At 32.3% G+C, this 14567-nt stretch carries 15 protein-coding genes; 13 read left to right on the forward strand and 2 right to left on the reverse strand.

The window, feature by feature from the left end; translation table 11 throughout:
* Nucleotides 1-3: 3 nt before the first annotated feature.
* The 5 genes from ACEN92_RS10845 to ACEN92_RS10865 all read left to right on the forward strand — a co-directional run bounded on the left by ACEN92_RS10845 (nt 4) and on the right by ACEN92_RS10865 (nt 3881).
* Nucleotides 4-618, forward strand: coding sequence for an FMN-binding negative transcriptional regulator (locus tag ACEN92_RS10845; RefSeq protein WP_495638410.1), 615 nt, complete (start codon nt 4-6; stop codon nt 616-618).
* 86 nt (nt 619-704) lie between these two features.
* Complete coding sequence (locus ACEN92_RS10850; protein ID WP_495638411.1) at nt 705-1811, forward strand: glycosyltransferase; 1107 nt, start codon at nt 705-707, stop codon at nt 1809-1811.
* Nucleotides 1802-2353: an RNA polymerase sigma factor gene (locus tag ACEN92_RS10855; RefSeq protein WP_495638412.1), complete on the forward strand. Its 552-nt coding sequence runs from the start codon at nt 1802-1804 to the stop codon at nt 2351-2353. The genes ACEN92_RS10850 and ACEN92_RS10855 overlap by 10 nt, the downstream gene beginning before the upstream one ends.
* A gap of 159 nt (nt 2354-2512) precedes the next feature.
* On the forward strand, nt 2513-3346 hold the full coding sequence (locus ACEN92_RS10860) for an energy transducer TonB (RefSeq protein WP_495638413.1): 834 nt from the start codon (nt 2513-2515) through the stop codon (nt 3344-3346).
* Between the two features lie 154 nt (nt 3347-3500).
* Nucleotides 3501-3881 carry a PH domain-containing protein gene (locus tag ACEN92_RS10865; protein WP_007803986.1) on the forward strand — a complete coding sequence of 127 codons (381 nt, stop codon included), beginning with the start codon at nt 3501-3503 and terminating at the stop codon, nt 3879-3881.
* A 61-nt stretch (nt 3882-3942) separates the two neighbouring features.
* Here the strand turns inward: ACEN92_RS10865 and ACEN92_RS10870 are convergent, their stop codons facing one another.
* Nucleotides 3943-4803, reverse strand: coding sequence for a M48 family metalloprotease (locus tag ACEN92_RS10870; RefSeq protein ID WP_495642341.1), 861 nt, complete (start codon nt 4801-4803; stop codon nt 3943-3945).
* A gap of 244 nt (nt 4804-5047) precedes the next feature.
* Here ACEN92_RS10870 and lipA point away from each other — a divergent pair, with 244 nt between their 5' ends.
* The 3 genes from lipA to ACEN92_RS10885 all read left to right on the forward strand — a co-directional run bounded on the left by lipA (nt 5048) and on the right by ACEN92_RS10885 (nt 9175).
* Nucleotides 5048-5914 (forward strand): lipoyl synthase, encoded by an 867-nt coding sequence (lipA, locus tag ACEN92_RS10875; RefSeq protein ID WP_495638414.1) that lies wholly within the window; start codon nt 5048-5050, stop codon nt 5912-5914.
* A gap of 68 nt (nt 5915-5982) precedes the next feature.
* Nucleotides 5983-6981 carry a type I glyceraldehyde-3-phosphate dehydrogenase gene (gene gap / locus ACEN92_RS10880; protein ID WP_495638415.1) on the forward strand — a complete coding sequence of 333 codons (999 nt, stop codon included), beginning with the start codon at nt 5983-5985 and terminating at the stop codon, nt 6979-6981.
* A 25-nt stretch (nt 6982-7006) separates the two neighbouring features.
* A complete protein-coding gene (locus tag ACEN92_RS10885) occupies nt 7007-9175 on the forward strand; it encodes a tetratricopeptide repeat-containing hybrid sensor histidine kinase/response regulator (protein ID WP_495638416.1) in 2169 nt (722 codons plus the stop codon).
* 13 nt (nt 9176-9188) lie between these two features.
* On the opposite strand, the gene lpxK is transcribed toward ACEN92_RS10885, so the two are convergent.
* On the reverse strand, nt 9189-10199 hold the full coding sequence (gene lpxK / locus ACEN92_RS10890) for a tetraacyldisaccharide 4'-kinase (RefSeq protein ID WP_495638417.1): 1011 nt from the start codon (nt 10197-10199) through the stop codon (nt 9189-9191).
* Between the two features lie 88 nt (nt 10200-10287).
* On the opposite strand from lpxK, the gene ACEN92_RS10895 reads away from it, so the two are divergent.
* From ACEN92_RS10895 to rluF, 5 genes are all read left to right on the forward strand, one after another.
* Nucleotides 10288-11382: a Nif3-like dinuclear metal center hexameric protein gene (locus tag ACEN92_RS10895; protein WP_495638418.1), complete on the forward strand. Its 1095-nt coding sequence runs from the start codon at nt 10288-10290 to the stop codon at nt 11380-11382.
* Nucleotides 11383-11385: 3 nt separating this feature from the next.
* Nucleotides 11386-12165, forward strand: coding sequence for a zinc ribbon domain-containing protein (locus ACEN92_RS10900; protein ID WP_007803973.1), 780 nt, complete (start codon nt 11386-11388; stop codon nt 12163-12165).
* 216 nt (nt 12166-12381) lie between these two features.
* Nucleotides 12382-13233, forward strand: a complete 852-nt coding sequence (locus ACEN92_RS10905) for an alpha/beta fold hydrolase (protein ID WP_495638419.1) — start codon at nt 12382-12384, stop codon at nt 13231-13233.
* A 78-nt stretch (nt 13234-13311) separates the two neighbouring features.
* Nucleotides 13312-13659 (forward strand): antibiotic biosynthesis monooxygenase family protein, encoded by a 348-nt coding sequence (locus ACEN92_RS10910; protein WP_495638420.1) that lies wholly within the window; start codon nt 13312-13314, stop codon nt 13657-13659.
* Between the two features lie 89 nt (nt 13660-13748).
* A complete protein-coding gene (gene rluF / locus ACEN92_RS10915) occupies nt 13749-14561 on the forward strand; it encodes a 23S rRNA pseudouridine(2604) synthase RluF (protein ID WP_495638421.1) in 813 nt (270 codons plus the stop codon).
* Nucleotides 14562-14567 lie beyond the last annotated feature (6 nt).

The raw sequence follows: 14567 nt of genomic DNA on the forward strand, positions 1-14567 counted from the left end.
AAAATGTACACTCCAGACATATACAAAAACGAAGATCCGGAATCAATCAGAACTTTTTTGAAAGAAAACAGTTTTGGAATCCTGATAAATCAGACTAACGGTAAATTATGTGCGACACATATTCCGATAGAACTTGAAATTAACGCTGATGGAAAAGAAGTTTTGCAGGGGCATATTTCAAAATTAAATCCCCAGGCAGAAGGTTTTGCAGAAAACGATCAGATTCTGGCTGTATTTTCAGGCCCGCATAGTTATATTTCTTCTTCTTGGTATGATCACGAAAATGTCCCAACCTGGAATTATATAGCCGTGCATGTTTATGGCCGTATAAGAATCATTGATGAAACAGCAGCAATTGAATCACTTAAGAAATTAGTTGATAAATACGAAGCTAACTCAGAAAATCCGGTTCGTGTTGAAAATTTATCTGCAAAAACAATGCGTGAAGCCCGAGGAATAATTGGTTTTGAGATTGAAATCGATGAAATTCAGGCAACAAAAAAATTATCACAAAACAGAGACGATCATAATTATAAGAATATAATTTCGGAGTTGGAAAAGACAGAAAACACTCAGTCCATTGCTATTGCAAAAGAAATGTCAAAATACCGAAAGTAAATTGGTTTTATACATTGAAAATTAGGAATTCATAATTACCTTTGCACTCGCAAGATTTAGAGATTAATAGCCATTAAATAAACCAAATGCTTATATACATATTTTACTCTTTTATTGTTATTGCCGTTATTCAACTTTCTTATTATCTGGGAGTTTTTGGGAAATTTGCTTTTGGCAAGCCACAAAGTATTGTTCCAAAAAATCTTCCCGTTTCTGTAATTGTCTGCGCAAAAAATGAAGAAGAGAATGTAAAAAAATACATTCCGTTATTAGCAGAGCAAAATTATCCTGATTTTGAAATTGTTTTGATTGATGACGCATCAAGTGATGAAACCTTAGAAGTTTTTGAGCAATTCGAAAAAGAATATTCAAATATCCGTTTAGTAAAAGTAGAGAATAATGAAGCTTTTTGGGGCAATAAAAAATATGCTTTAACATTAGGCATCAAAGCGTCCAAAAAAGAATATTTATTATTTACAGATGCAGATTGTTATCCAGCATCAAAAGAATGGATTACAACGATGACTTCTCAGTTCACCATGAACAAAACCATTGTTTTAGGTTATGGCGGCTATGAAAAAATAGAGCGCTCATTTCTGAACAAAATTATTCGTTTTGAAACTGTACTGACAGCTGTGCAATATTTTTCCTGGGCAAAATTAGGTGCTCCGTATATGGGAGTGGGACGAAATCTGGCTTATAAACGAGACGAATTTTTTAATGTAAATGGTTTTATTGATCATATTCAGGTTCGTTCGGGTGATGATGATTTATTCATAAACCAGGCTGCAAATAAATCCAACACTACCATTTCTTACACACCTGAAAGCTTTACTTATTCAAAACCAAAAGAAACCTATAAAGAATGGTTTACTCAAAAAAGAAGACATATTTCTACTGCAGAACATTACAAGTTTTTTGACAAATTGCAATTAGGGCTTTTCTTCTGTTCACAATTATTTTTCTTTTTATTAGTTATTATTTTACTGGCTTTCCAATTTCAATGGATTGCTGTACTGGCTATTTTTGCAACCCGCTATACGGTTGCCTGGACTGTAATTGGGTTCTCTGCCGGAAAATTAAAAGAAAATGATCTTAAAATTTGGTTTCCGATTGTAGAAATCATACTTATGTTAACTCAAATTAATATCTTTATAACTAATACCTTTTCAAAACCTGTACATTGGAAATAAATTCTAAAATAGAAAAAGCAAAAAAAGGCGATCAGATTGCCTTTACTTTTTTATTAGATTTTTACTGGAATGAAGTATACGGGTTTATGCTGAAACGTACCGAAAACGAAACTATAGCTGAAGATATTACTATTGAAACTTTCTCAAAAGCATTCGATAAAATAGCAAGTTATAATTCTGAATTCCAATTTAACACCTGGTTGATTGCAATAGCAAAAAATGTTTATATTGATTTGTTGCGCAAAAAGAAAACCAATCTTTTTATCGAAATAACTGATTCCGAAGATCAACAAGCCTATAATGTTGCTGATACTACTCTGTCTGCTGAAGATGCTTTAATCAACGAACAGAATCTTTCCCGTTTACTACAATGTATTAAAGAATTAAAACCGCATTATCAGGAAGTAATTCAGTTACGTTATTTCCAGGAAATGACTTATCAGGAAATTGCACTCAAAATTAATGAGCCTTTGAGCAATGTAAAAGTAAAATTGCTTCGTGCTAAAAAATTATTAGCAGAAATCATTGAGCGTAACAGATAATTTTATATCTTTAATAAAAGAATAAAATATCTTTACTTTTATTCTTAAAAAAATAAATATTTCTCACACCAAAGTTCTTTTGTTTTCGTTATTTAGTTAAAACTAAAACCTTTATTGCTTATGATTTAATGTTTACTTAACCTTTTAAATCCATTAACTATGTCTAAATTAAGCATCTATGAAACCAAGTGGACCGACCTTGTTTTCGAAAACAAAAACAAAGAATACGGCGCGTACCAATTACGCCAGGAGAGTTCTAAAAATTCAATTACAGCGCTATTCACGAGTTTGTTGATTATAGCTGCTTTAGGAAGTGTGTCCATGCTGATTAGTAAATTTACAACATCCTCTTCTATCACTGAAAAGATTCCCACGATTGATGAAGTAATAAGACCCGTGCGTTTAGATCAGCTAGTACGACCGGAAACAGAAGAAACTATTGCACCACCAGTACAAGAACAACAAGCTATTACCCAAGTGACAGATGCCCGTCAGTTAATAAATCCTGTTGTTGTGCCTACTGAACAGGCAGTACAAAACATTGCACCGAACACAGAAAATGTTCCAGTTGTAGACAATACCTCTACAGGAACAGGAACAGCAGTAAATGCTTTACCAACAACTAGCGGTGGTGGTGGTCAAAGTCTTGCTCCATCTACTACAAGTAATGAGCCGGTGCTTGCTGCTGTATTAGACAAAATGCCGGAATTCCCTGGAGGAATGAGTAAATTCTACACCTATGTAGGAAATAATTTCAACAAACCAGAATTGGATGCCGACAGAACAATGCGCGTTTATGTTTCGTTTGTAATCGAAAAAGACGGTTCAATGACAGACATAATTGTAAAAAATGATCCCGGATACGGATTAGGAAAAGAAGCCGTTCGCGTTTTGAAATCATTAAGAACGAAATGGACTCCCGGAATATTAGACGGAAAACCAGTTCGAACAGCCTATAATCTTCCAATAACAATAAAAACGGAAGCAGAATAAATAAACAAAAAGCAGAATTTAGGTTCTGCTTTTTTTATGTCTTTTACGTTGGTACCTTTCATTATAAAATTAAAAAACATTTATAAAAACTAACAAAATCAATTACTTTTACAATTCATAAAAAGAATTGTATTAAAAATTAAAAACAATAAAAATGGGAATATTTTCGGCTATTCTTGGCAATGCTGGTTCAGTAAGCCAGGAAGATTTACTTAAAAAATACGGACAGCTTTTAACTGATAATGAAGAAATCGAAATGGGTTTCAAATTAATTCGGGACACATTTATCTTCACTAACAAAAGATTAATTTTAGTTGACGTACAAGGAATAACAGGCAGCAAAACTGAATACAAATCAATTTCATACAAAAGTATTACCCGATTTAGTGTAGAAACTGCAGGAACTTTTGAACTTGATGCCGAATTAAAAATTTGGGTTTCAAGCGAACAACAACCCAGCATTATCAAACAATTTAATAAATCGGTAAATGTGTATGAAGTGCAAAAAGTATTAGCACACCATGTTTTAGGTTAAAACAACAAACCCGACAAGTTTCTAAAATTTGTCGGGTTTTATTTTTTCCGGACTGAAATTATTATTTCTTTTTTTTAGTCGCTGTTTTTTTAGTTGCAGCTTTTTTTACAGGAGCTGTATTTACTATTTTTTGCTGAACATAAGGTTTATATAAACCGTCTTTCTCTGCTCTTTTTTTAGCATCTTCTGCTCTTTTTTGAGATTCCGGATGTGAACTCATCATCTGGTCAATAAAAGAAGCCTGAGTACCCTCGCTCATCTTAGCTAAAATTCTAAATGCAGATTCCTCAGCATTGACATTATAACCATTCTTTTTCAAAAAATCATATGAAAACAAATCAGCTTCAGTTTCTTGTTTACGGCTGTGTTTACTATCAATCATTGCACTTCCAATTTTACCTAATTGACTATCAGTAACAGAAGTTACTGTTGCTGATTGCGAAGCGGCCCCATCAAGAAGAGCTTCTTTTTGATATGCCGCTCTCATAGCATCTCTGGAATCATTATTGGCAACGTGCCCGATTTCATGGCCTATAACAGCAAGCAATTCATTATCATCCATAATATCCATTAATCCTGAATATACACGAACACTGCCATCAGCAGTAGCAAATGCATTTACTTCTTTGAGTTTATATACCTTATAATTCAAAGTATACCCTTCCCCTTTAGTGTGTTTTCCAAAAACCCTGTTCAGTCTTACTGCATAAGAATCTGTCGCTGCAGCTATAACGTGTTCTGCATCTAATTTATCAACCGCTTCTTTTGATAATTTAGCGGCATCTGCATTCGTCAAAGTAAAACTGGTAACTCCTTTTTGAAGAGCTCCGATTGCTTTCTCTCCAAGATTAATTTGTGCATTCATTTTAGTCACACCAAAAGAAGTAAATAGAATTCCTAAAACTATAAATTTATTTTTCATCATTTTATATTTGAATTAACAACAACAAATATACTTAGAAGTAAAAATATAAATCAAATTATATTTATTTGTTTATTAACAGTTAATAACAACCATATTTATTGTATTATTTAAATAATTATCTAATTCATTATACAGAATTAACAAATTATCGATAATCAACGGATAAAATCGATAAGATAACAATTAGACACACTACTAACTTCTACAACTTTACGTATATTTGTAGTGTCAAATTTAATATATGGAAACCGTAGTAGAAAATATACCAACCGGAAAGCCTAAATGGCTAAAAGTAAAACTTCCGATTGGACAAAAATACACTGAACTTCGTGGTTTGGTAGACAAATATAGCTTAAATACCATCTGTACCTCAGGTAGTTGTCCTAATATGGGAGAATGTTGGGGAGAAGGAACTGCAACTTTTATGATCCTGGGTAATGTATGTACCCGTTCTTGTGGATTTTGTGGTGTAAAAACCGGAAGACCTGAAACAGTAGATTGGGATGAACCTGAAAAAGTAGCCCGATCAATAAAAATTATGAACATCAAACATGCAGTAATTACAAGTGTGGACAGAGATGATTTAAAAGATGGCGGCTCTATTATCTGGATTGAAACTGTAAAAGCAATTCGACGTATGAACCCAAACACAACGCTTGAAACTTTAATTCCTGATTTTCAGGGAATAGAAAGAAATCTTGACCGAATTGTAGAAGCTAATCCTGAAGTCGTTTCACACAATATGGAAACTGTTCGCCGTTTAACACGTGAAGTTCGTATTCAGGCAAAATATGATCGCAGTCTCGAAGTTTTACGTTATTTGAAAGAAAAAGGAATTAACAGAACTAAATCAGGAATTATGTTAGGACTTGGCGAAACTGAAGAAGAAGTCTTTCAAACCATGACTGATTTACGTAATGCTAATGTTGATGTAGTAACTATTGGTCAATATTTACAACCAAGCAAGAAACATTTACCTGTAAAAGAATTCATTACTCCGGATCAATTTGCCAAATACGAGAAATTTGGTCTTGAATTAGGTTTCCGTCACGTAGAAAGTGGTCCGCTTGTTCGTTCATCATACAAAGCACAAAAACATATTTTATAAAAAGTTTAACCGTTTTTGTTTAGTTGGCAAATAGATTAAACAAACGATTTACCGAATAAACAAAAAGCTTGAAAACAAGAATAGCAATAAATGGTTTTGGAAGAATTGGCAGAAATTTATTTCGATTACTTTTAAACCATCCTGAAATTGAAGTTGTCGCAATCAACGACATTGCAGATAACAAAACGATGTCGCATTTAATAAAATATGACAGTATTCATGGGGTTTTACCTTTTGTGGTATCCCATGATGAAAGAAGCATTATCGTTGATAAAAAACATTATCTGTTTTTTCATGAAAATAAGATTTCAAATTTAGACTGGAAAAGTCACCATATTGATTTTGTAATTGAATCTACCGGAAAATACAAAACATATGAAGAGCTAAATGCACATATTGAAGCAGGAGCAAAAAAAGTAATACTTTCAGCTCCATCAGAGGTAGATACTATAAAGACTGTTGTTTTAGGAGTTAATGAAGGTATTCTGGACGGAAGCGAAAAAATTGTTTCAAACGCAAGCTGCACAACAAACAATGCTGCTCCGATGATTAAGATTATCGATGAATTATGTGGAATTGAGCAAGCATACATTACTACAATACATTCGTATACAACGGATCAAAGTTTGCACGATCAACCGCATAAAGATTTAAGAAGAGCAAGAGGAGCCAGCCAGTCAATTGTTCCGACGACAACAGGAGCCGCGAAAGCACTGACAAAGATTTTTCCTGAATTGCATCAGAAAATTGGAGGTTGTGGCATTAGGGTTCCTGTTCCGGATGGTTCTTTAACAGACATCACATTTAATGTGAAACGGGCCGTAACAATAGAGGAAATTAACAATGCTTTTAAAAACGCATCAAAAACACGTTTTAAAAAAATATTAGATTATACAGAAGATCCAATCGTATCCGTTGATGTAATAGGCAATACACATTCCTGTGTATTCGACGCACAACTAACATCTGTTATAGATAAAATGGTAAAAGTGGTTGGATGGTATGATAATGAGATAGGCTATTCATCGAGACTTATCGATCTAATCGTGCTGATGAAAAAAACATAAGATTCATTATAAAAAGTATTACAACATGAAATACCTTTTTATTTTTATCAGTTTTTATTACATCTCATTGTATTCACAATCAAAACCGAATACAGATAGCATTTCCTATTATAACAAATTAGCCAGCTCCAGTCTTAAAGATAAGAAATATAACAATGCCCTATTATTTACTCAAAAATCAATTGATTACAGTAAAAGCCACAATAGAGCAGAAAACCTGGCTGATCAAACTTTCAAACTTGGAAAAATATATTACAATCAACAGCAATACGAAGAAGCTTTAAAATATTTCCATAAAAGTATTGTCCTATTTGATCAAATTCCGTTAACTGCAACAAAGGCAGTTGCTTTATATTATATTGGAATTACAAATACTGCAAAAAAGGATTATGAAACTGCTGAAGTATATTATAAAAAAGCAACCGTTATTTTTAATAAATTAAACTTAAATTATTCTTATGAATATTTAAATTTAGAAAAAGCAAAAGCATATAAGTCACATAAAAATTATGATTTAGCTTCCAAAACATTAAAAAAAATAATTGAACAGCCTGAGAGTAATAAAACTCCAACAATCAAATCAGATTCCTATTACCAGCTTGGTTTAATTGAAACGCAACGCAAGAAAAATGATTCCGCTATTATCTACTTTAATAATGCTTTGGATTTAAATGCAAAAACTCAAAATTTAAAACAAAAATCAAAAATTATATTCGCAATAAGCCAATATTACAAAAACAATAAAGAATATGACCGCGCATACAGTTATTTAGAGGAACATTACCAAATAGAAAATTACATTCTAAAATTAAAAAATGCCAAACTTGATTTTGATGAATTTAAAAAAATCAAGCAAAATAATCTTTTAAATGACGAGATAAAAAGGGAAAACGAAGAAAAAGCACAAGTAAAAACTTATCGATATTCAAAATTAATCAGCATTTTGGCTATTGCACTTATCTCTATTTTATCATTATTAAGTTTAGCATTATATAAAAATAATATTATCAGAAATCAAAATAATTTACTTTTAAAAGAAAAAAACAAAGAACTTATTTTAGCCAAAAATAAAGCTGAAGAAGCTTCAAAAGCAAGATCTGAATTTTTATCAACAGTAAGTCATGAGCTTAGGACCCCGCTAAATGCTATTAATGGGATTGCACATTTATTACTTGAGGAGAATCCAAGACAATCACAATTAAAATATTTAGATTCTCTGAAATTCTCCGGAAATTATCTCACTACATTCATTAACGAGATACTTGAAATAAATAAAATGGACTCCACAAAAGTCGAAATAGAAAAAATTAGTTTCGACTTAAAAGCTTTGCTTGCCAATATTCAAAACTCTTTAAAAGAATTGGCGACTACTAATAATAATCATCTTACACTGGAAATAGACAATGCGATTCCAGATAATCTAATTGGTGATACAACCAAACTATCTCAGATAATCCTTAACTTAATTAACAATGCATTAAAGTTTACCAAAAATGGAAATGTAACCGTTATTGCTAAATTAGATGCTCTTGGAAAGGAAAAAGCAACGGTTTATTTTGAAATTACCGATACAGGAATTGGTATTCCAAAAGACAAACAGGAAAAAGTATTTGAAAGTTTTTCACAAGGATCTATTGAGGTTAACCGCAAATATGGAGGAACTGGTTTGGGGCTTACCATAGTTAAAAAACTTATTGAGCTTTTGGGAGGTAAAATAAAATTACTAAGTGAAGTTGGCAAAGGTTCTACTTTTAATTTTAAACTAAATTTCGGCATCAATAAACACCCATTGAAAAAAACTCAGGAAACTAAACTTTATGATGATTGTCAACTGGAAAACAAAGTCATTCTGTTGGTTGAAGACAATAAAATAAACCAGCTGATAACTCAAAAAATGCTGGAAAACAAAGCGATATCCTGCGAAATCATAGATAATGGTGAAGAAGCTATTGAATTATTAAAAGTAAAACATTTTGATTTAATTTTAATGGATGTACACTTACCAGGAATTAACGGCACAACAGCTACAGAACAAATCCGGGAATTCGACAAAACAACTCCAATCATTGCCCTTACTGCTATTTCTCTTGATGAAAACAGAGATCAGCTTTTATCTTTTGGAATGAATGATGTCATAACAAAACCTTTCGTTCCGGATGTCTTTTACAATACCATTGCCAGACATTTTGATTAAAAATTTAGTTTTTTTACTTTTTCAAATACTCTAAAACTTCAAAATTAAAATTTTCCTGACTATTAATAAATGAACTTGTTATTGGTAAATAATATAGTTTCGAAGCTAATTTCGAGTCTTTTAACCGAACAAAATCCTTTTCAGTTGTAATGATTTTTTTATGTTCTGCTTTTTTTAAAATTAATTCTATTTCTGTTTCCGAAAAATGATGATGGTCCGGAAAAGTCAAACATTCATCATTTTCATTTTTTAAATAATCAAAAAATGATTTTGGTTTAGCAATGCCGGCTAAAAGTAATTTTGATTCGTTTTTAATTTCATCGACAGTGATTTTTTCATTGACACCATAAATAGCATCATCATAATCTATAAAAGTAAAATACAATTCCTGCTTAGGATTTAATTTTAGCTTTCGCTGAACTTCCTGTTGCTTTGCAATTGATAAATCCTTCGGACATTTAGTTACAATTACAATATTGGCGCGATTGGCTCCACTCCTGCTTTCGCGTAAATTTCCGGTTGGCAGCATAAAATCATCCAAATATAAATCATCATAAGAAGTCAACAAAATATAAAACCCCGCTTTTACTTTTCGATGCTGATAGGCATCGTCAAGCAAAATCACTTCAGGCTTTACATTTTGAGATAATAATTGTGTAATTCCGTTTGTTCGATTCGCATCAACTGCCACTTGAATATTGGGAAATTTTTGATAAAACTGAAAAGGCTCATCACCTAGAATTTCGGCATTTGAAGTAGAATCTGCCAGTACAAAACCTTCAGACTGACGTTTATACCCACGACTTAGAGTAGCAACTTTATATTTATCAGACAGTAACCGAATGAGATATTCAATTTGAGGTGTTTTTCCGGTTCCGCCTACACTTAAGTTTCCAACAGCAATAACCGGAATATCAAATGAAACAGATTTCAGAATTCCTTTATCAAAAAGAAAATTCCGAATTGCAGTAATGAATCCGTAAAGAATTGCGAATGGGAAAAGTATTTTTCGAAGTACATTCATTTTACGAAAGTATAATTTTTTTTGTTAATTTGTTTCAGGTTTCAAGTATACAAAACATGAAACCTAAAATCCGAAACAAAAGTAAAAAATGAAAATCAAAAATATAATAGAAGTACTAGAAGAAATGGCTCCTTTGGCTTACGCCGAAGACTTTGATAACGTTGGGCTTTTAGTTGGAAATTCAGAAACCGAAAGCACCGGAGTTTTAGTTTGCCACGATGCTTTAGAAAATGTAATTGAAGAAGCTATTACTAAAAACTGCAATTTGGTAGTTTGTTTTCATCCTATTTTATTCTCGGGAATAAAGAAAATAACAGGTAAAAATTATGTAGAGCGCGCCATTTTAAAAGCTATTAAAAATGACATTGCCATTTATTCCGTTCATACTGCTTTAGACAACCACTCTCAGGGTGTTAATAAAATTTTCTGTGATGCTTTAGGATTAATAAATACAAAGGTTTTGATTCCGAAGCAAAATTTCATTCAAAAATTAGTTACTTATACCGTCCCCGATAATGCTGAAAAAGTTCGCAATGCATTGTTTGAAGCCGGAGCAGGGAGAATTGGCAACTATGATAATTGCAGTTTTAACTCAGAAGGTTTTTTTACTTTTAAAGGAAATGAAGACAGCAATCCTGTTATTGGTAAAAAAGGAGAGTTGCATACCGGAACCGAAATAAAAATTGAAGTTGTTTTTGAAAAACACCTCCAGACTAAAATCCTTAAAGCACTTTTTGCAAATCATATCTACGAAGAAGTAGCTTATGAAATTTATGATTTACAAAATTCACATCAAAATATTGGTTTAGGAATGATTGGTGAATTTGAAACTGAAATGGATGAAAAAGAATTTCTTTATTTCGTAAAAGATAAAATGGTAGCTGATGGAATTCGTCATTCTGCCTTTACAGAGAAAAAAATAAAAAAAGTTGCTGTCTTGGGAGGATCAGGAAGTTTTGCTATAAAAAACGCCATTGAGTCTGGAGCAGATGCTTTTTTGACTGCAGATTTAAAATACCACCAATTTTATGAAGCTGAAAATCGGTTACTTTTAGCAGATATTGGTCATTTTGAGAGTGAACGCTATACAAAAAACTATATTGTTGATTATCTTAGGAAAAAAATCCTTAATTTTGCCATCATTTTATCAGAAGAAAATACAAATCCAGTTAAGTACTTATAGAATATGGCGAATACGAAAGAATTAAGTGTTGAGGACAAGTTAAGAGCAATATACGATTTACAGCTTATTGACTCGAGAATTGACGAAATCAGAAACGTAAGAGGAGAACTTCCATTAGAAGTTGAAGATTTAGAAGATGAAGTTGCAGGTTTAAGCACGCGTTCAGAAAAACTAAAAAGTGAACTTGAAGTAGTTGAGGATCTTATCAAATCTAAGAAAAATGCTATTGAGGAACACAAAGAAGTTATCAAAAAATACACAAAACAGCAAGAATCAGTTCGTAATAACAGAGAATTTAATTCTTTGACCAAAGAAGTTGAATTTCAGGAATTAGAAATTCAGTTGGCTGAAAAGCAAATTAAGGAAATGAAAGCTTCTATTGAACATAAAAAAGAAGTAATTTCTAACTTAAAAGAAAAATTAGAAGCTAAAAGTTCACATCTAAAACATAAAAAATCTGAATTAGATGCAATTATGGCAGAAACTCAAAAAGAAGAAATCTTCTTAACTGAGAAATCTACTGAATTTTCAGAGCAAATCGAAGCAAGATTATTAGCTGCTTATAACAGAATCAGAAGTAGTGTTCGTAATGGCTTGGCTGTAGTATCTATCGAAAGAGGAGCTTCCGCAGGATCATTCTTCACGATTCCGCCGCAAACACAGGTGGAAATTGCTTCCAGAAAGAAAATCATCACTGATGAGCATTCAGGAAGAATCTTAGTTGACAGTGTACTTGCTGATGAAGAGAAAGAAAAAATGGAACAACTGTTCTCAAGTATCTAAATAAAAATTGTCCCGATAAACATCGGGACTTTTTTTTGTTTAAAGTTGTCTGCTAATTTAGCTTAGACTATTTTTTTGCTAAGAATTGCATCAATTCTACAAATTTGTATTTTGTTTGTATGATAAATATAAAATTCGTGATAAATTTGTGTAATTCGTCACTATTTTTTTTAGGTTTCGAATAGTTATATTTTTATCATTTAAACCTACTTTGTTTTGGGACTTAAAGAAGGAATTCGTTTTATTACATTAAAATCGGTTGGGCAATACATTAATTTTTTAAGTTATGTACATCCGCAAAAAGCCATAGACCTCTCATATGCACTTTTTAGCCAGCCACGAATTGGCAGACTGAAAAAAGAAAATTTGCCTAAAATACTTAAGCATGCAGAGACAGAAACCTTTCATCATAACGAACATCATTTTCAAACCTATGTATGGAAGGGGAACGAAACCAAAATTTTACTTGTTCATGGTTGGGAAAGTAATGCTTCGCGATGGAAAAAAACGTTACCTCATCTTCAAAAAACCGGAAGCACAGTCATTGCCATTGACGCCCCCGCACATGGACAAAGCAGCGGCAAGGAATTTAATGTTCCGCTCTATGCCGAATTCATAAACAAAGCAGTAGAAAAATATCAGCCGGATATCATTATTGGCCATTCTATTGGAGGTGCAGCCTGTGTGTATCACCAATATTTGTTTCCGAATACAAGCATCAACAAAATGGTCATTCTTGGAGCGCCTTCCGATTTAAAAACACTGATTGACAATTATGTTTCGATGTTAAGTTTAAATGCTAAAATGTTTTCACTTTTGGAAAATCGTTTCCTCACACATTTTAACTTTAAACTGGAAGATTTTTCAGGACAAAAATTCGCTTCACAGTTTAATATTCCAGGATTAGTAGCTCACGACACAACAGACGATGTAGTTTCTTTTGAAGAAGGAAAAAAAATAGCGAGCAATTGGAGAAACAGTCAGTTTCTCGAAACCAAAGGTTTAGGTCACGGAATGCACGATGATGAACTGTATCAAAAAGTGATTGAATTTCTGTTTACTGAATAAAGTTCAAAGTTGCAGAGTTCGAAGAAAGGTTTTTTTTTGACATTTTGTAAGAATCTAATAATCTAAGAAGTTTAAATTATGATAGCTGTAATTTTTGAAGTCATTCCTAATGAAGGTAAAAGAGAAGAATATCTTGATATTGCTGCAAATTTAAGGACTGAACTAAATAATATTGAAGGATTTATATCAATTGAACGCTTTCAGAGTTTTAGTGATCCTGAAAAAGTTTTATCATTGTCTTTCTGGAAAGATGAGGAAAGTATTCAACAATGGAGAAATCTCGAAACACATCGATTTGCCCAATCGAAAGGCAGAAATGAAATATTTAAAGATTATCATTTAAGAATTGCAAGCGTGGTTAGGGATTATGGAATGTTCGACAGAAAAGAAACGCCAAAAGACAGTACCGGCTTTCACGATAAATAATAATACCATTTTCTAAAATATAATCCGAACCCTTATAAAATCCCATAATCTAAAATCTAAGAAGTCTAATTTTTGACTACTTTTGCAGTATGGAAGAAAATCTAAAACGCCTTAATAAATTCATTGGAGAAACAGGTTATTGTTCCCGTCGGGAAGCAGATAAACTCATCGAAGAAGGACGCGTAACCATAAACGGTGCAATACCCGAAATGGGAACCAAAGTTTCGCCGGATGATGAAGTGCGTATAGATGGAAAATTAATCCTGGAGAAACATGAAAAAATGGTTTATTTAGCTTTCAACAAACCTGTTGGAATTGAATGTACCACCAATCTCGAAGTTCGAAATAATATTGTTGATTATATCAATTATCCAAAACGTATTTTTCCTATCGGGAGATTAGATAAAGCCAGCGAAGGATTAATTTTTATGACTAACGATGGTGATATTGTAAACAAGATTTTACGTGCCAGAAACAATCATGAAAAAGAATATACAGTTACCGTAAACAAACCTATTACCGACCGTTTTATACAACGAATGGGAAATGGAGTCCCAATTTTGGATACCGTTACCCGAAAATGTAAGGTCGAACAAATTAGCAAATACACTTTCAAAATTATCCTCACACAAGGTTTAAATCGCCAAATTCGTAGAATGTCTGAATATTTGGGTTATGAAGTTACGGCATTAAAACGTATCCGAATAATCAATATTTCATTGGATATTCCTGTTGGTCGTTATCGCGATTTAACAGATGCAGAAATTAAGGAATTAAATCAATTAATTGAGCCATCAAGCAAAACTGAAGAAGCAAGTTTACCAAAAACGGAAACTCCAAAACGCAGAACCGAATTTATTTCAAAACATGATCCCAGATTTAAGAAAAAAGGAGATTATTAATATTTT

This window comes from Flavobacterium sp. Flavsp81, assembly GCF_059491325.1.

What these genes read in the sequence shown, in the direction of transcription:
- ACEN92_RS10845 (WP_495638410.1), top strand. Translation starts at nt 4, where the DNA reads ATGTACACTCCAGACATATACAAAAACGAAGATCCGGAATCAATCAGA.
- ACEN92_RS10850 (WP_495638411.1), top strand. Translation starts at nt 705, where the DNA reads ATGCTTATATACATATTTTACTCTTTTATTGTTATTGCCGTTATTCAA.
- ACEN92_RS10860 (WP_495638413.1), top strand. Translation starts at nt 2,513, where the DNA reads ATGTCTAAATTAAGCATCTATGAAACCAAGTGGACCGACCTTGTTTTC.
- ACEN92_RS10865 (WP_007803986.1), top strand. Translation starts at nt 3,501, where the DNA reads ATGGGAATATTTTCGGCTATTCTTGGCAATGCTGGTTCAGTAAGCCAG.
- ACEN92_RS10870 (WP_495642341.1), bottom strand. Translation starts at nt 4,803, where the DNA reads ATGAAAAATAAATTTATAGTTTTAGGAATTCTATTTACTTCTTTTGGT.
- lipA (WP_495638414.1), top strand. Translation starts at nt 5,048, where the DNA reads ATGGAAACCGTAGTAGAAAATATACCAACCGGAAAGCCTAAATGGCTA.
- ACEN92_RS10885 (WP_495638416.1), top strand. Translation starts at nt 7,007, where the DNA reads ATGAAATACCTTTTTATTTTTATCAGTTTTTATTACATCTCATTGTAT.
- lpxK (WP_495638417.1), bottom strand. Translation starts at nt 10,199, where the DNA reads ATGAATGTACTTCGAAAAATACTTTTCCCATTCGCAATTCTTTACGGA.
- ACEN92_RS10895 (WP_495638418.1), top strand. Translation starts at nt 10,288, where the DNA reads ATGAAAATCAAAAATATAATAGAAGTACTAGAAGAAATGGCTCCTTTG.
- ACEN92_RS10900 (WP_007803973.1), top strand. Translation starts at nt 11,386, where the DNA reads ATGGCGAATACGAAAGAATTAAGTGTTGAGGACAAGTTAAGAGCAATA.
- ACEN92_RS10910 (WP_495638420.1), top strand. Translation starts at nt 13,312, where the DNA reads ATGATAGCTGTAATTTTTGAAGTCATTCCTAATGAAGGTAAAAGAGAA.
- rluF (WP_495638421.1), top strand. Translation starts at nt 13,749, where the DNA reads ATGGAAGAAAATCTAAAACGCCTTAATAAATTCATTGGAGAAACAGGT.